This is a genomic window from Bradyrhizobium sp. Rc2d (genome assembly GCF_900099855.1).
In the GTDB taxonomy this organism is placed as follows: domain Bacteria; phylum Pseudomonadota; class Alphaproteobacteria; order Rhizobiales; family Xanthobacteraceae; genus Bradyrhizobium.
The window spans coordinates 110,395-126,889 of sequence record NZ_FNCU01000016.1 but is presented as its reverse complement, the minus strand read 5'-3'; the positions used below and the strand labels follow the sequence as shown (position 1 = coordinate 126,889).

Below are 16,495 nucleotides of genomic sequence, written 5' to 3'. Positions count from 1 at the left end.
GCCCTTTGCGGAGGCTAGCACTGGTAAAATCCCCGTCAAATGGTTATGTCTCTTGGCGAATTGGCCCCTCCGTGCCACCCCGATTCCAGCCACCGTCGGAACTTAAGCCATGAAAGCCGCCATCCTCGTCTTTCCCGGAATCAATCGCGAGCGCGACATGGCGCGTGCTTTGAGGCTGATCTCCGGCAGCGAGCCCGCAATGGTGTGGCACGCCGAGACCTCGCTGCCTGCGGGCACCGACCTCGTGGTGGTGCCGGGCGGCTTCTCCTACGGCGATTACTTGCGCTGTGGCGCGATTGCGGCACGGGCGCCGGTGATGGACGCTGTGCGCGACTATGCGGCCAAGGGCGGCCTCGTGCTCGGCGTCTGCAACGGCTTCCAGATCCTCTGCGAGTCCGGCCTGTTGCCGGGCGTCTTGATGCGCAATGCGCGGCTGAAATTCATCTGCCACGACGTGCATCTGCGGGTCGAGCGTTCCGACACGCCGTTCACCCGCGGCTACAATGCCGGGCAGGTGATCCGCGTGCCGGTCGCCCACGGTGAGGGCAATTACGAGGCGGACGAAGAGACCATCAAGCGGCTCGAAGGTGAGGGGCGGGTGCTCTATCGCTACTGCTCGGCCGACGGTGTCGTTGACGATGACAGCAACATCAACGGCGCGGCGCATTCCATCGCCGGCATCGTCAACGACAAGGGCAACGTGCTCGGCATGATGCCGCATCCGGAAAACCACGTCGAAGACATCATGGGCTGCACCGACGGCCGCGGCCTGTTCGCCGGTCTGGTCCAGCATCTGGAAAAAGCCGCGTGATTTCGTTCATGCTGAAGCGGTCGCTCGCCGCGCTCGCGGCGCTGTCGTTCGCGACCGCTGCGTTCGCGCAGGATTATCCCAAACGTCCTGTTACCATGATCGTGCCGTTCGCGGCCGGCGGCACCTCGGACGTGATCGCGCGGACCGTCGCCGAGCAGATGGGCATTGCGCTCGGCCAGACCATCGTGATCGAGAACGTCGCCGGCGCCGGCGGTTCGACCGCGCTGGCACGCGCCTCTCGTGCCGAGCCTGACGGCTACACCATCGCGATCGGCAATGCCGGCACCAATGCCGCGACCTATACGATCTATCCAAAACTGCCGTTCACGCCGGACTCGTTCGTGCCGATCGCCATGGTGGCGAAGACGTTCGGCATCATCGCCGTGCGCAAGGATCTTCCGGCGAAGGACCTGAAGGAGTTCATCGCCTATGCCAAGGCCAATCCGGGCAGGATCAATCTTGGCCATGCCGGCGTCGGCTCCTCGAATTACCTGATCTGCAAGAGCTTCGTCACCGCCGCCGGGATCGACGCGACGCTGGTCGGCTATCGCGGCGCCGCGCCCGCGCTGACCGATGCGGTCGGCAGTCAGATCGACGGCGTCTGCGATGCGGCGGCGTCCGTCTCACAGTCGATCAACGAGAAGCTGGTGAAGGGGCTCGTGGTCGGCTCGACGGTGCGGCTCGCGACGCTGCCGGATCTTCCGACGTCGGCCGAAGCCGGCCTGCCCGAATTCGAGGCGCAGGGCTGGAACGGCCTGTTCGCGCCCAAAGGCACCCCGCCGGCGGTGATCGCCAAGCTCAGTGCCGCCGCGCGCACGGCGGTGGAAACCGACGCGGTGAAGAAGCGCTTTGCCGACCTCTCGACCGTTGCGCCCGACCCCGACGAGCACACGCCCGAGGTGCTGCAAAAGCTCGTGACGCGTGACGTCGAGAAGTACCGGAAGATGCTGGCGGACGACGCCAAGTAATAGCGGCATTCGGCTGCGATTTCATGAACTTGCATCGCGTTTGAGACGACTGACCCTCGTCGCGACGCTGGACGATCTCCAGAAGCAATGGCCGCACTTGCTGCAGATGGTCGGCCGCACGGCCAAAGCGCGCATGGTCTTCAACGAGCTCCTGATCCAGATGCGGCGCGCGCCGAAATATCTGCGCAAGGCGCAGGCCGAATGGCTGTCGATCGCCGAGAAGCAGCTTTCGACCTGAAGGGGGCGTGCCAATCTCATAGAAACGCTAGGGATATCCAGGGTACGAAAGTGATCAGCAACAGGCCCAGGAACAGCCAGGCGAGATAGATCCAGATCCGGCGCATGCCTGCATCCGGCGGCACGTTGCCGATGATGCAGGCGGCGTAGTAGCAAAGGCCGAACGGCGGCGCGAACAGGCCGAGGCCCATGGCGAGGATCACCACCATCGCATAGTGCACCTCGTGGATGCCGAACTGCGCCGCCACTGGAAAAAGCAGGGGGCCGAACAGCACGATGGCCGGGATGCCCTCCAGCACGCTGCCAAGCACGATGAAAGCTAGCACCGAGATCAGCAGGAAGCCGTAGGCGCCGCCTGGCACGCCCGCCATGCGCGCGGCGAGATCATGCGAGAAGCCGGATTGCGCCAACGCCCAGGCCATCGCGCTCGCGGCGCCCACGATGAACAAGATCGAGCCGGAGAGCGAGGCGGTCTGGACCAGCATCGGCAGCACATTCTTCCATGTCAGACTGCCGCGATAGATGATCAGGCCGAGCACGAGGCAGTAGGCGATGCCGATCGTCGAGACTTCGGTCGCGGTCGCAACGCCCTCGACCACGGCGCTGCGGATCAGGAACGGCAGGGCGAGCGCCGGCAGCGCCACCCAGAACGTTCTTGCGACCACGGATAGCGGCGCGCGAGCGACCTTGGCCGCGCCATTCTCCTCCGCGCCCGCCCGATAGCGCGCAACGAAAGCAAGCACGATCGCCAGCACGATCCCCGGCAGGATGCCGGCGGTGAAGAGAGCCGCGATCGACACGCCGGTGACGGAGGCGATCGCGATCAGCACGATCGATGGCGGAATGGTCTCGCTCATCGCGCCCGATGCCGCCAACAGCGAAACCAATTCGCCATCCTTCATGCCGCGCTTGCGCATTTCGGGAAACAGCACCGGTGCGATCGCCGCCATATCGGCGGTCTTGGAGCCGGAGATGCCCGAGACCAGCAGCATGGCGCCGAGCATCACATAGGACAGCCCACCGCGGACATGGCCGAGCACTGAGGCGAGGAAGGCGACCATGACCCGCGCCATGCCGGTCTGCTCGACCAATTGGCCCAGCAGCACGAACAGCGGCACTGCGAGCAGGATCAGCGAGCTCATGCCTTCGTCGATCCGCCCGACCACGACCAGCAACGGGGTGCGCGTCGTGGTCAGCAGGAAAGCGACGGTCGCAAGGCAAAAGGAAAACGCGATCGGCACGCCCGCCATCACGGCGCAGCCGAGCAGCCCGACGAAGAAGATCAGCAGGTTCCAGTTGCCGAGCGACTTCAGCCAAGGCCCGGCGAAATAGAGTGCGCCGGCGATCGCGGCAAACAACATTCCAACGGCCAACAGGTCCTTCGCCGATCGCTTGACCAGCATGAGGCAGATACTGGCCAGCGCGACGACGCAGCCGACCGGAATTGCCGCGGCGCGGACCACGCCCGACCAGCCGAGCGCCGGCGTCTCCACGAACGCCTGATCTTCCACATAGTCCAGCGCCGGATGCAGGATGATCGCCAGGAACAGCGCGACGGAGCCGGCTGCGAGCGTCGAGGCCCACGCCTCCGCGCGTGGCGACAAATGGGAGGTGAAGAAAGTCAGGCGCATATGCGCCGAGCGCTGCACCGCGATGGCGCTGCCGAGCATGGCGAGCCAGAGGAACAGGATCGAGGCGAGCTCGTCCGACCAGACGATCGGCCGATGGAAGACTCCGCGTGCGACGATGCCGGCGAACAGGATGATCACCTCGGCGACCACGGCGATCGCCGCCGGGATCTCCACCAGCCAGCGCAGCACCTGCTCCGGCCAGCGTCCCCGGATCGCCCGCGCGTCACCGAGCGTGACCGCCTCGGGCATGTCGACGACCGCGCTCATGCGAGCGCCCCGACGGCGGCCTCGAGTGTTTTCCAGTTGTCCTCACCGAACTTGCCGCGCCATTCCTTGTAGAAGCCGGCGCTCGACAATCCCTTGCGGAAGGCCTCCTTATCGGACACCTCGAAGCTGATGCCCTTGGCGACCAGTTGATCCTTCAGGGTCGTGTTGAGCTTCGCGGTATCGGCGCGCTGCTCCATCGCGGCCTGGTCGAATTCTTTGCGGACGATCACCTGTAGATCGTCAGGCAGTGCCTTCACCGAACGGCGGTTGCCGAGGATGAAGAAGGGATCCCAGATGTGATTGGTCTCGGAGATGTACTTCTGCACCTCATAGATCTTGCCAGCCTCGATGGTGACGAGGCCGTTCTCCTGCCCATCGACCAGATGCGTCTGCAGCGCCGTGTACAATTCGTTGAAGTTGATTGAGGTCGGGTTGGCACCCAGCGACTTGAACAGGGAGGTGAAGATCGGCGAAACAGGCACGCGGATCCGATAGCCAGCGAGATCGCCCGGCGTCTTGATCGGCTTGGTAAACGACGAGATCTGCCGAAACGTGTTGTCGGCCGGCTTGGCCATCACTAGCGCGCCGGTCTTCTCGATCTGGGTTGCGATCAGCCTGCCGAGATCGCCATCCATCGCATTCCAGACCTGGCTGTAGTCGGAGAAGGCAAAGCCGACATTGGCGATTCCGGCCACAGGCGATACGGTCGACAGCACGGAGCCGGCGATGTTGAGGAAGTCGACGCCGCCGCTGCGGATCTGGGTCAACAGATCGGTGTCCGAGCCGAGCTGCGAGGCCGGAAAGAACTTGATCTCGAGGCGCCCGCCGCTCGCCTCCTTGATCCGCTTCACAGCCTGGTCGAGCCGGGTGTTGATCGGTTGCGTCAGCGATTGGCCGGTGGCGAGCTTGTACTCGAACTCGGCCGCTTGCGCCGGCCTGGTGCGAACGGCGACCAGAGGTACAGCCGCGGCAGCGGCAGCCATGAAATTGCGGCGCGAGATGGTGTGGCGCTGACCCGACATCGTTCGTCCTCCCCTGATGCTGTTGTGCCGCGCCTTGTCTTGTCGGCGCACGTCTTCGTTGCCGCGCGCAAACCCTGCGCCGGTGTTCTCAAAATCGCTTGTCTGGTGAAAGGGCTTAGCCTTGCGTCCTTCCCCCCGGGCGAACCGGCGCTCCGCGCCGTCCTGTTTCCTCGATCAGCACCCGTCTGCCGCGGGTCGCCTTGAGCCTGAAGCCTAGATCGCTGGCCATGGGCGACAATTGAATTATATTCGCCGTCACTTTAGCTGGCCTAAAAGGTTTCCTGATGCAGATACCGTTTCGCGCCATCATCGTCTTCCACGCGGTGGCGCGCGCGGGCAGCATTTCCCGTGCGGCGGATGAATTGCGGGTCACCCCGTCGGCGGTCAGCCAGCAGATCCAGGCGCTGGAGCTGCATCTCGGCACGGCGCTGACCTCTCGGGTGGGGCGTAACATTACCCTGACCGAGGCCGGCGAACGCTATTTCGAGATGATCAGCCGCGAGATCGAGCACGTCACCGACGTCACGCAGCATGTCCGCGGCATCCGCTCCGCCACCACATTGACGGTGCGCGCCGCGCCGAGCGTATCGAGCAAATGGCTGCTGCCGCGACTGGCAAGCTTCGTCAACGCCAATCCGGACATCGAATTGCGGCTCGACGGCACCAATGAGCCGACCGATTTCCGCAAGGAGAATGTCGACCTCGAGATTCGCCATGGCGAAGGCAGCTGGCCTGGTCTGTTCGTGGAAAGTCTCGGCAAGGAGCGCTTCTTTCCGCTGTGTTCGCCTTCCTCGTTTGCTGCGGGGAGTCTCGTAGCCCAAGACCTGCTCAAGCACCGGCTGATCCATTCGGTGAAATCGCAGATGCAATGGCCGCGCTGGTTCACGGAGGCCGGCATCGAGCCTGCGGAACGCTGGAAGCGCGTGCTGTTCGACCGCAGCCACATGGCGATCGACGCTGCGGTCGACGGCCTCGGCATTGGGCTGGAAAGCGAACTGCTGGCCTGGCGCGAATTGCGCGACGGTCGCCTGGTTTGCCCCGTGAAGAACCCGCCGGAGGTCGCGCTGACCACGCAGTGGATCGTCTGTCCGCACGGCCATCTGCGCCATCGCAAGACCCGCACCTTCCTCGACTGGTTGCGCGGGGAACGCGACGCCTGGAGCGGGCAGCAGACCGTGTCGATTGTTTAGCGCGCCTACATCGTCGCGGCAGATAATCTGAATTGCCCCCGGATTCGCCGCTGCCTAACGTTTCCGTGCAAGGCGAGCGCGGCCGGACTTCACAGCTGCAACAACGCCGTCATCCGAGGAACGCTTAAGGAAATCCAGATGAATCTCCATCGCATGCTGCTGGAACGCAAGGCGGCCGGCAAACCTGTTACCATCGGCCTGATCGGGGCCGGAAAATTCGGCCTGATGTTCCTGTCGCAGGTGCGCCAGACCGACGGCATGCATCTCGTCGGCGTCGCCGACCTGAACACCGCCCGTGCCCGCGCGCAGCTCAAGCTCGGTTGCTGGCCGGAGGAGCAATATGCGGCAACCTCGATCGACGACGCGCTCAAGCATGGCCGCACCGTCGTCACCGACAATGCCGACGCGCTGATCACGCACCCGGCCATCGAGGTGATCATCGAGGCGACCGGCGATCCCGGCGCCGGCATCCGCTTCGCGATGAAGGCGATCGAGAACGGCAAGCACATCGTGATGGTCAATGTCGAGGCGGACGCAGTCGCAGGCCCCATCCTGGCGCGCAAGGCGAAGCAGGCCGGCGTCGTCTATTCACTCGCCTGGGGCGACCAGCCGGCGCTGATCGCCGATCACGTCGACTGGGCGCGTGCCGCCGGCTTCAAGGTCGTCGCTGCCGGCAAGGGAACGCGCTATCACCCGACCTATCACCAGTCGACGCCGGATACGGTGTGGGACATTCTCGACAAGTACATGAAGATCAAGGATCGCAACTCGATCAACCCGAAGATGTTCAACTCCTTCGTCGACGGCACCAAGTCGGGCATCGAGATGACGGCGGTATGTAATGCGACGGGGCTGCATGCGCAGAGTGAGGGCCTGTCGTTCCCGCCAGCAACGCGCTTCGAGCACGCCGAAATCTGCAAGCCGAAATCCGACGGCGGCATGCTGGAGAAGTCAGGCGTCACCGAGGTCACGTCGTCGGTCTATCGGGACGGCTCCGACGTGCCGCAGAGCCTCGTGATGGGGACCTATGTCGTGTTCGAGACTGACAGCGCCTATTCCGAGGAATGCTTCCGCGAATACAGCATGCTGCCGGACAAGACCGGCAAATATGCCTCGCTGTACCGGCCGATCCACATGATCGGGCTCGAGCTCGGCATCTCCGTCGCCTCCGCAGCGCTGCGCAAGGAGCCGACCGGCGCGCCGATCGTGTTCAACTCTGACGTGGTCGCGACCGCCAAGCGCAAGCTGAAGGCCGGCGAGATGCTCGACGGCGAAGGCGGCTTCTGCGTCTGGGGCAAGCAGACCCCAGCTGACGCTTCACTGAAGCAGGGCTACTTGCCGCTCGGCCTCGCCCACCATGTCAAGCTCAAGACCGATATCGAGCCAGGTCAGCGCCTGAGATGGGAGGACGTCGAATACGATCCCAATAGTCTCGCCGTGCGGGTGCGCCGCGAGATGGAAGCGGCCTTCCGGCAGCCGAACGTGGCTGCTTGATTGGCGCTCGCAAAAAGCGCTTCACGCTATCGTAGCTTCAGCCGCTCCGCCGGCACCGTCATGGCCGCAACGCCGGCCATGACCAGCAGCAGGCCCAGCGCCAGGTTCGATGGCACGCTCTCGCCGAGCAGCAGCACGGAGAGGCCGACGCCGATCGGGATGCGCAAATAGCCTTGCGCATTCGTGGTCAGCGTGCCGAGCCGGCCGAGGCAGACGTAGAACAGCATCAAGCCCAATGCGCTCGACACGATGCCCATGACGATGGTGGCGATGATCGCTGTCGGCGTCGGGTGCAGAGTCCAGGGCTGATCGATGACAAGCGAGGGCGGCAGCAGGATGATGCCGCCGAACAGCAGCGAGCCCGCTGCCACCACCATCGGGTCGTAGTCGGACAGCCTGAGGCCGAAGATCGTCGCGCAAGCAAAGGAGATGGTGGCGAGGAGGATCGCGATCTCCGCGATGATCTCGCTTCCAAAACCGCGTAGCGCATCGAGGCCGACGATGAGAATCGTGCCGGCAAGGCCGAGGATCGCGCCCGCGAGCTTCAGCAGCGTTGCCGGTTCGTGCCGTGTGATCAGCGAGGTGATGAGGAAGGCGAAGATCGGCGTCGTCGACGCCAGCACCACCGTGTTCGATGCCGGCACGTATTGCTGCGACCAGGTGATGATCAGGAACGGGAAGGTCGAGTTGATCAATTGCTGGGTCGCGAACAGCTTCCAGGCCTTGGCGTCGGTCGGGATCCTGACGCCGCGCATCCACAGGATCGCGAACAGAAAGGCGGCCGCGATCAGCGAGCGCGCCGCGATGAAGGTGATGGGCGGAATCGTGTCCAGCGCCAGCTTGGCCAGCGGATAGGTCGAGCTCCAGCAGCAGGCGAGCGCGAACAGCAACGCATAGTCGCGCCAGTTGCGCGCGCCGGTGGCGGCCATGGACGACGGCGTTGATGCGGACGCCATCGCGCGACCCGCCTCAGATGTGCTCTGCGGCACCTTGTTCCTGCTCCCCGGCGCACAAGCGCTTGGTGCAACTCTGGGCGAGGGGGCGTGAAAAGGGAAGGCGTCGAGCTATGCGTTTGGCTGGGGCTGCGGCCGCCGCTTCATCCGCTTGATCGTGCCGGAAAAGGTGAGCAGCAGCCGCTCGCCGGACATCATCTTGCCGCGCAGGAAGATCAGCGAGCCGCCGGCGCGGCTGACCTCGCCGGTGCATTCGATCAGCTCGCCCTCCCGCGCCGCGTCGAGGAATTCGCAGGCAAAATTGGTCGTCACCGCCCGGCTGTCCAGGACGTGGGTGGCGATCGCGAACAAGGAGTAGTCGGCAAAGGCCATGTAGCAGCCGCCATGGACGTTGCCGGAGCCGTTGAGGTGCTTTTTCTCGACCCGCAAGGCGCTGCGGACACTGCCGTCCGCCTCGATCCGGTGCCAGAAGGGGCCGACATGGGACTCAAAACTGTCCCGAATCCAGGTCCGCCAGCCCTTAAATTCTCCCTCGGTGGCAACATGGAGGTCGGGGCGGCGGGGAGCGGGCGCTTTGGTCAATTCGTGCAAGGAAATGGGCCTTCAATTACGGGTCTTTAGCCCTTAAATCCGATCCGTCCGCGCCGTGCAATTCCTGTTCCCGCGGGGCCCCCGGCGCAAAACGTGGGACAGCGGGAAAATGCGCCATAAAGGGCTTTTCCAAGCCCTCCGATGTTCCTAAGAACGGCCAAAGCCCGCCGAAAGCCCCGAATCCATGAAGAATGAACCCAAGATCACCCCCGAACTGGTTGCCGCCCACGGGCTCAAGCCCGACGAGTATGAGCGCATCCTCAAGCTGATCGGGCGGGAGCCGAGCTTCACCGAGCTCGGCATCTTCTCGGCGATGTGGAACGAGCATTGCTCGTACAAATCGTCGCGTATCCATCTGCGCGGCTTGCCGACCAAGGCGCCCTGGGTGATCCAGGGCCCGGGCGAGAATGCTGGCGTGATCGACATCGGTGACGGCCAGGCCGTGATCTTCAAGATGGAGAGCCACAACCACCCAAGCTACATCGAGCCCTATCAGGGCGCGACCACCGGCGTCGGCGGCATTTTGCGCGACGTCTTCACCATGGGCGCGCGCCCGATCGCCTGCCTCAATGCGCTTAGCTTCGGCGCGCCGGAACATCCCAAGACCCGGCATCTCGTCTCCGGCGTCGTTGCCGGCGTCGGTGGCTATGGCAATTCCTTCGGCGTGCCGACGGTCGGCGGCCAGGTCCGCTTCCACACCCGCTATGACGGCAACATCCTCGTCAACGCGATGGCCGTCGGCCTCGCCGATGCCGACAAGATCTTCTATGCGGCCGCCTCCGGCGTGAACATGCCGATCGTCTATTTGGGCTCCAAGACGGGCCGCGACGGCATCCACGGCGCCTCGATGGCGTCGGCCGAGTTCGACGACAAGTCCGAGGAGAAGCGCCCGACCGTGCAGGTCGGCGATCCCTTCGCCGAGAAGCTGCTGCTGGAAGCCTGCCTCGAGATCATGGAGAAGGGCTGCGTCATCGCGATCCAGGACATGGGCGCGGCGGGCCTGACCTGCTCGGCGGTCGAGATGGGCGCCAAGGGCGATCTCGGCGTCGACCTCGATCTCGATGCGGTGCCGACGCGCGAGACCGGCATGAGCGCCTACGAGATGATGCTCTCGGAGAGCCAGGAGCGCATGCTCATGGTGCTCAAGCCCGAGAAGGAAAAGGAAGCGGAGGCCATCTTCACGAAGTGGGGCCTCGACTTTGCCGTGGTCGGCTACACCACGCCGAGCAAGCGTTTCGTGGTCAAGCACGGCGGCGACGTCATGGCCGACCTGCCGATCAAGGAGCTCGGTGACGAAGCGCCGGTCTATGACCGCCCGCATGTCCCCTCCGCCGCGCTGCCGATCGTACATGCGCGTGACGTTGCGGCGCCGATAGGCCTCGGCGCGGCGCTGGAGAAGCTGATCGGTACGCCGGATATGTGCAGCAAGCGGTGGGTGTGGGAGCAGTACGACCACGTCATCCTCGGCAACACCATGCAGCGCCCCGGCGGCGATGCCGCCGTGGTGCGCGTGCAGGACGGACCGAAGGGCCTGGCGCTGACGGTCGACGTCACGCCGCGCTATTGTGAGGCCGATCCGTTTGAGGGCGGCAAGCAGGCGGTGGCGGAAGCCTGGCGCAACATCACCGCGGTCGGCGGCAAGCCGCTGGCGATCACCGACAACCTCAATTTCGGCAACCCTGAAAGGCCCGAGATCATGGGGCAGTTCGTCGGCTGCCTGAAGGGCATCTCGGAAGCCTGCCGCACGCTCGACTTCCCGGTCGTCTCCGGCAACGTCTCGCTCTACAACGAGACCAATGGCCGCGCGATCCTGCCGACGCCCTCGATCGGCGGCGTCGGCCTGCTCGACGATTTCACCAAATCCGCTTCGCTCGCCTTCAAGGCCGAGGGTGAGGCGATCCTGCTTGTCGGCGAGACCCATGGCTGGCTTGGCCAGTCGGTTTACTTGCGCGACATCTGCGGCCGCGAGGAGGGCGCCCCGCCGCCGGTCGATCTCGCAGCCGAGAAGCGCAACGGCGATTGCGTGCGCGGCATGATCCATGCGGGTACCGCGACGGCCGTGCACGACCTCTCCGACGGCGGTCTCCTGATCGCGCTCGCCGAGATGGCGATGGCGAGCGGCATCGGCGCAAAATTGCTCGCCGCGCCGACCGCGCTTGTGTCGCAGGCCTATTGGTTCGGCGAGGACCAGGCACGCTATCTCGTCACTGTGCCGGAAACTGAGGCCGGCCGCGTGCTCGCCAAGATGCGCGGATGCGAGGTGCCCTGCGTGCGGATCGGCACCACCGGGAGCTATGCGATCGCCATCGCGGGCGAGGCGCCGGTGGCGATCGACACGCTGCGCAAATCGTTCGAGCACTGGCTGCCGGAGTATATGGGCGGGAAGGCGGCGTAAGGCGTTCCCGCGCTCTCCGTCATTGCGAGGAGCAAAGCGACGAAGCAATCCAGACGGTCTCCGCGGAGGGACTCTGGATTGCTTCGTCGCAAGCGGCTCCTCGCAATGACGAGTTGAGAGACCTTGGCCTCACGATAAGGGGACCACTGCCGCTTGTGGCAAGACCCCGGATTGCGCTTGCGCTCCATCCCATCTACTGGGTCACAGCACCTTCGTTGCCCCGGGGATCTGGCGCAAGGCGCGCGTTAGCGCCCAACTGAACGCGACTGTCAGCACGAAGCCGATCGTCGCCTTGACGATCGCTGGCAGGTCATATTCAAACAGCCAATATTGCAGCCAAAGCGCGATCGGGTAGTGCACCAAAAACATGCCGTAGGCGTCCGACTGCATCGGATCGAGTAGCTTGGCTGAGCCTGATTGTCTGAACCTCTGGAAAAAGGCGAGGATTAGAAACATGATGGCCACGCTGAAGACAGCGAAGCAGATGGCATAGAGCCCCTCATACCAGTTCGGCAGCGGCGACGGATTTCCCAATATTTCGCGCTTGATGAAGATCAGTCCCCAGAGCAGGCAATACGGAACGATCGTCAAGACCATCCAGTCCCAGCTGACCTTCGCCATCCGGCCGTCTGCCGCGAGCAGGCCGCGATCCATATTCGCGACGCCAATGCCGGCACCGAAAAAGAAGTAGCTCGCATAGAGCATCACGCGCCCGTGCTGCACCGAGAACGGCCCGAACTCGAACCAGTTGCCTGGTCCATAATACATCAGCCCGGGAACATAGAACGCTGCGGTGACGGCAAGCATGACCGCGAAGAACACGGCGGGCCGACGGCGACCGTGCAGCGAGAGGCGGTTGATCGGATCGAGCAGGGTGGGTGACAGCCGATGCAATATGCAGGCGACCACGTCGAATCCGAGCAGGACCCAAAGGAACCAGATCGGCCCGCTTGGCCACGGGCCCTTCGTGACCATATTCCACCAATATTCCGAAAAGCCGATCTCGGGATGGTGTCTGAGCGAGATGGCGTAATAGGCGAGCGGAATGATCGTGAATGCGCAGATCACGAACGGCAGGCCAAGCCGAAGCAGGCGATCTGCCAAATAGTTCAGCGGTCCCTTGCGGGAGATGCCCGACCACGCAAACAAGCCCGACAGGAAGAAGAACATCGCCATGAAGAAGCTGTCGGTGGCGAGCACGATCATGTCAAAGCCGAAGAAGAATTTCGGGTCGGTATGACCGAAGTAAGTATAGGGGATGACGGCATGGTGCAGCAGCACCACCAGCGTCAGGAAGGTACGGGCACGATCGAGCGACAAATTGCGCGTCTTGGCCTTGGGTGCGGCGTGTGCCTCTGCGCCGATCGTCGCCGAATGTGACATCGTCATCATGATTGCCCCGCGCTCCCGCCCCGGCTGGACTGTGCCGCCGGGAACCTGATTCAGCAAGGGCCGTTTGGGTCGCTCTTCAGTCCCGGACCCTTAGGAACCAGTTCCGCGTGACGAAGTTAGGGTTCGCGAAAAGGGCGTGAGGCCGCGAGGGGCGGCACCAATTCGGAGCTGGCGATGACGATCCTGAAGTGGGCGCTGATCTTCTTACTCGTTTCGATCGTGGCCGGTGTACTCGGCTTCACCGGCATTTCGGCCGCCTCCGCCGATATCGCCCGCTTCCTGTTCTACGTTTTCGTCGTGATCTTCCTGGTGCTGCTGATCCTGGGGCTCACGATCTTCAGGGCGTAGCTGCGCAGCTTCCACGCTTACACTCGTCATGCCCGGACCCGCCAGCGCGGCCGAAGCCGCTTCGGCGAGGCAAAGGCCCGGGCATCCACGTCTTCTATGCCCGAAGCTAAGAAAGTGGATGGCCGGGACAAAGGCGAGCGGAAGCGACGCCGTCCTTCGGACGGCTATGCCCGGCCATGACGTTACCCCACTTCCTCGATCTTCACCTTGTCCGGATAGAAGGCAAGATGGCCGGAAATCTCCGTCATCGCGGGGAAGGGCGTCTCGTAGGTCCAGATCGCGTTGTCCAGCGTCTTGCCGTCGGCTTTGACGCTGTAATAGTTCGCGTCGCCCTTGTACGGACAATGGGTGACGCGGTCGGTTCGCTCGAGCAGGGCCATATTGGTGTCCTCCCGCGGCACATATTGCACCGCCGGATATTTGGCCTCCTTCAAGGTCAGCGCTTTGCTGGTCTCGGCGATCACGATGTCGCCGGCCGTGACGCGGACGCGCCGGGGATTTTGGGTGATGGTGATGGGGTGGTCGGGCCCTGGAAGCTTCATGATGTCACGCCTTTTCGATCAACCTGCCGCGCGCGGCACTTTGTCGTGCCTTCCTGTTGGGATCAGGGATATAGTGCCTGAGTGCGTGACGGTGAAGGCCGTTCACGCTAAGTTTGGCCGTGCCGGTGAGGGGACCCCGGCAAGCGATTCGAGACCAGAAGGAGCGAGACCAGAATGCCCATGGACGCCCACGATATCGAGGCGATGATCAAGGCAGCAATCCCCGATGCCGAAGTGACCATCCGAGACCTCGCCGGCGATGGCGACCACTATGCTGCGACTGTGATCTCTGAATCCTTCCGCGGCAAATCCCGCGTCCAGCAGCACCAGATCGTCTATCAGTCCCTGCGCGGCCAGATGGGCGGCGTGCTGCATGCGCTGGCGCTGCAAACCGGGGTACCCGGCGGGCCGGGCGCTTGATCTGACGGGCACCTGATCCAAGCGCGACGGGGCACGAAGATGGCGGCGGAGAACCCGCGCGGCGCGATGTTTCGCGTCATCGGTCCGAACCAGCACAGCCGTGTCACCAATGCCGAGCTGTTCTTCGACCTCGTCTTCGTCTTTGCCGTCACACAAGTCTCGCACACTCTGCTGCACCATTTTACGCCGCTCGGCGCGGTGCATGTCGCGGTGCTGTTTCTCGCGGTATGGTGGGTGTGGGTCTACACCGCCTGGGTCACCAATTGGCTCAATCCCGAGCTGACGCCGGTCCGCATCTTGCTTTTCGCGATGATGCTGGGCGGCCTCGTGCTGTCGACGACGATTCCGACCGCCTTCGAGGGGCGGGGCCTGTGGTTTGCGATCGCCTATGCGACCATGCAGGTGGGGCGTACCGCGTTCTGGCTGTTCGCGACCCCGCATCACCGCACCGCGGTGCGGCACAATGCGATTCGCATCCTGACCTGGCTCTCGATCTCCGCGGTGTTGTGGATCGCTGGCGGCCTGTCCGAGGGTGATACGCGGCTATGGCTGTGGATCGCGGCGGTGACCTGGGAGTACATCTCCCCGGCGGCGCGCTTCTGGGTCCCGAAGCTGGGCTTCTCGTCGGTCGAGGCCTGGGCCGTCGAAGGCGCGCACATGGCCGAGCGCTGCTCTCTGTTCGTCATCATCGCGCTCGGCGAGGCCATCGTCGTCAACGGTGCCACTTTTGCCGAGCTGACGTGGACCGCGGACAACATCCTCGCCTTCGTCTCGGCGCTGGTCGGCGCCATCGCGATGTGGTGGGTCTATTTCCACAAAGGGGCTGAGGCCGGCTCCGAGCGCATCTCGAAGTCCACCGAATCCGGCCGGCTGGCGCGGCTCGCCTACACCTATCTGCACATGCCGATCGTCGCCGGCATCATCCTGACTGCGGTCTCGGACGAGCTGGTGCTGAAGCATCCCGCCGGCCATTCCGACCTGCGCACCATCGTGAGCACGATCGGCGGTCCGCTGGTGTTCCTGGTCGGCACCATCCTGTTCAAGCACGCCATCCGCGGCTTCCTCCAGCTCTCCCACGGCATCGGCATCATCCTGCTGCTGGTGCTGAGCTGGTTCGCGTCGGAGCTATCGCCGCTCTGGCTTTCGGTCGCAACAACGGTGATCATGATCGTCGTGGCAGTGTGGGAGTCGGTGTCGCTGGGGGCGGCAACCGAGGAGTAGGCGCGGAGGCCTACTCCGCCACCTCCAGCGCATGCACGGAGAACATCTTGGCCGCGTCGGTCCAGCTTTCGCGCACACGCCAGCCCGCGCCCTGTGCCAGTGATGCGAAACGCTCGATGCTGTATTTGTAGCTGTTCTCGGTGTGGATGCTCTCGCCCGGGCGGAACGAGAAGCTGGTGCCGAGCAGACGCACAGTCTGGCTCCTCCTGCTGATCAGGTGCATCTCGATCCGGTGCCGCTCGCGGTTGTAGATCGCACGATGGGTGAAGGCGGAGAGGTCGAAATTGCCGCCGAGCTCGCGGTTGATGCGCACCAGCACATTGAGATTGAAGCGCGCGGTGACGCCGGCGGCATCGTTGTAGGCGTCGTGCAGTACCCGCTCATCCTTCTCGAGATCGGCGCCGATGATCATCTGCGCGCCGCGGCCAAGGATCTTGCGCGCGCTCTTCAGAAACGCCTGGGCTTCCTGCGGCTCGAAATTGCCGATGGTCGAGCCCGGGAAGAATCCGACCTTGGGCATGGATGCGACCGCCCTGGGCAGTTCGAACGGCGTGGTGAAGTCGGCGGCGACCGGATAGATGCCGAGCGTCGGGAAGTCCCGCTTCAGGCCGTTCGCCTGCGCCTTCAAGAAGTCGCCGGAGATGTCGACGGGCACATAGGCCGCGAACTTGCAATGGCCCAGCAGCAGGCGAACCTTGGTGGTCGCGCCGGCGCCGAACTCGACCAGCGCCGCATGCTCCGGGATGATCTTCGCGATGTCGCTGCCGCGCTCCCTCAGGATCGCAAGCTCAGTGCGCGTCGGATAATATTCCGGCAGGCGCGTGATCGCCTCGAACAGCTCTGACCCCGTCGCATCGTAGAAATATTTCGGCGACAGCTTTTTCGGCTGCTGCGAGAGGTCCTCGATCGCCTCCCGGGCGAAGGCAGTCGTCTGCTCGTCGGGGAGATGGGCTTCGGCCAAAGCGCTGGCGTGCACATTCATGATACTCTCCTGAACGCGCTGTCCGGCGCGC

The 16,495-nt window shown here is 64.0% G+C and carries 16 protein-coding genes; 9 read left to right on the top strand and 7 right to left on the bottom strand.

The annotated features are described in order from the left end of the window. The first annotated feature begins 109 nt into the window (after positions 1-109). From purQ to BLV07_RS20925, 3 genes are read left to right on the top strand one after another with little or no spacing between them, the layout of a single operon-like run. The gene (gene purQ / locus BLV07_RS20935) at positions 110-811 is read left to right on the top strand and encodes a phosphoribosylformylglycinamidine synthase subunit PurQ (protein WP_091889052.1); all 702 of its coding nucleotides are present in this window, start codon (positions 110-112) and stop codon (positions 809-811) included. Beyond that, positions 808-1,779 carry a tripartite tricarboxylate transporter substrate binding protein BugD gene (locus BLV07_RS20930; protein WP_091889050.1) on the top strand — a complete coding sequence of 324 codons (972 nt, stop codon included), beginning with the start codon at positions 808-810 and terminating at the stop codon, positions 1,777-1,779. Before purQ ends, BLV07_RS20930 begins: the two co-directional genes overlap by 4 nt. A gap of 40 nt (positions 1,780-1,819) precedes the next feature. Next, positions 1,820-2,017, top strand: a complete 198-nt coding sequence (locus BLV07_RS20925; protein WP_091889048.1) for a hypothetical protein — start codon at positions 1,820-1,822, stop codon at positions 2,015-2,017. A 16-nt stretch (positions 2,018-2,033) separates the two neighbouring features. Here the strand turns inward: BLV07_RS20925 and BLV07_RS20920 are convergent, their stop codons facing one another. Then, the gene (locus BLV07_RS20920) at positions 2,034-3,914 is read right to left on the bottom strand and encodes a TRAP transporter large permease (RefSeq protein WP_091889046.1); all 1,881 of its coding nucleotides are present in this window, start codon (positions 3,912-3,914) and stop codon (positions 2,034-2,036) included. Beyond that, positions 3,911-4,936 (bottom strand): TRAP transporter substrate-binding protein, encoded by a 1,026-nt coding sequence (locus BLV07_RS20915; RefSeq protein WP_091889044.1) that lies wholly within the window; start codon positions 4,934-4,936, stop codon positions 3,911-3,913. Before BLV07_RS20915 ends, BLV07_RS20920 begins: the two co-directional genes overlap by 4 nt. Positions 4,937-5,220: 284 nt before the next feature. Between BLV07_RS20915 and BLV07_RS20910 the strand changes: the two genes are divergently transcribed. Together BLV07_RS20910 and BLV07_RS20905 are read left to right on the top strand one after the other, a co-directional pair. Next, on the top strand, positions 5,221-6,126 hold the full coding sequence (locus BLV07_RS20910) for a LysR substrate-binding domain-containing protein (RefSeq protein WP_091889042.1): 906 nt from the start codon (positions 5,221-5,223) through the stop codon (positions 6,124-6,126). Between the two features lie 138 nt (positions 6,127-6,264). Next, a complete protein-coding gene (locus BLV07_RS20905) occupies positions 6,265-7,620 on the top strand; it encodes an NAD(P)H-dependent oxidoreductase (RefSeq protein WP_091889040.1) in 1,356 nt (451 codons plus the stop codon). Positions 7,621-7,646: 26 nt separating this feature from the next. Here the strand turns inward: BLV07_RS20905 and BLV07_RS20900 are convergent, their stop codons facing one another. Beyond that, positions 7,647-8,609, bottom strand: coding sequence for a DMT family transporter (locus tag BLV07_RS20900; protein ID WP_091889038.1), 963 nt, complete (start codon positions 8,607-8,609; stop codon positions 7,647-7,649). Between the two features lie 75 nt (positions 8,610-8,684). After that, positions 8,685-9,164, bottom strand: coding sequence for a PaaI family thioesterase (locus tag BLV07_RS20895; protein ID WP_176945662.1), 480 nt, complete (start codon positions 9,162-9,164; stop codon positions 8,685-8,687). Positions 9,165-9,348: 184 nt separating this feature from the next. On the opposite strand from BLV07_RS20895, the gene purL reads away from it, so the two are divergent. Then, positions 9,349-11,559: a phosphoribosylformylglycinamidine synthase subunit PurL gene (gene purL, locus BLV07_RS20890; protein ID WP_091889036.1), complete on the top strand. Its 2,211-nt coding sequence runs from the start codon at positions 9,349-9,351 to the stop codon at positions 11,557-11,559. Between the two features lie 201 nt (positions 11,560-11,760). Here the strand turns inward: purL and BLV07_RS20885 are convergent, their stop codons facing one another. Further along, positions 11,761-12,951, bottom strand: coding sequence for an acyltransferase family protein (locus BLV07_RS20885; RefSeq protein ID WP_091889034.1), 1,191 nt, complete (start codon positions 12,949-12,951; stop codon positions 11,761-11,763). Between the two features lie 174 nt (positions 12,952-13,125). Between BLV07_RS20885 and BLV07_RS20880 the strand changes: the two genes are divergently transcribed. Beyond that, positions 13,126-13,299, top strand: coding sequence for a DUF1328 domain-containing protein (locus BLV07_RS20880; protein ID WP_007612121.1), 174 nt, complete (start codon positions 13,126-13,128; stop codon positions 13,297-13,299). A 182-nt stretch (positions 13,300-13,481) separates the two neighbouring features. Here BLV07_RS20880 and BLV07_RS20875 read toward each other — a convergent pair whose 3' ends face one another. Continuing rightward, entirely contained in the window at positions 13,482-13,841 is a 360-nt protein-coding gene (locus tag BLV07_RS20875; RefSeq protein ID WP_091889032.1) for a DUF427 domain-containing protein, read from the bottom strand. 174 nt (positions 13,842-14,015) lie between these two features. Here BLV07_RS20875 and BLV07_RS20870 point away from each other — a divergent pair, with 174 nt between their 5' ends. Both BLV07_RS20870 and BLV07_RS20865 read left to right on the top strand, forming a co-directional pair. Continuing rightward, a complete protein-coding gene (locus BLV07_RS20870; RefSeq protein ID WP_091889031.1) occupies positions 14,016-14,261 on the top strand; it encodes a BolA family protein in 246 nt (81 codons plus the stop codon). 39 nt (positions 14,262-14,300) lie between these two features. Continuing rightward, entirely contained in the window at positions 14,301-15,482 is a 1,182-nt protein-coding gene (locus BLV07_RS20865) for a low temperature requirement protein A (RefSeq protein WP_091889029.1), read from the top strand. 10 nt (positions 15,483-15,492) lie between these two features. On the opposite strand, the gene egtD is transcribed toward BLV07_RS20865, so the two are convergent. Next, positions 15,493-16,464 carry an L-histidine N(alpha)-methyltransferase gene (gene egtD, locus BLV07_RS20860; protein WP_165405444.1) on the bottom strand — a complete coding sequence of 324 codons (972 nt, stop codon included), beginning with the start codon at positions 16,462-16,464 and terminating at the stop codon, positions 15,493-15,495. Positions 16,465-16,495 lie beyond the last annotated feature (31 nt).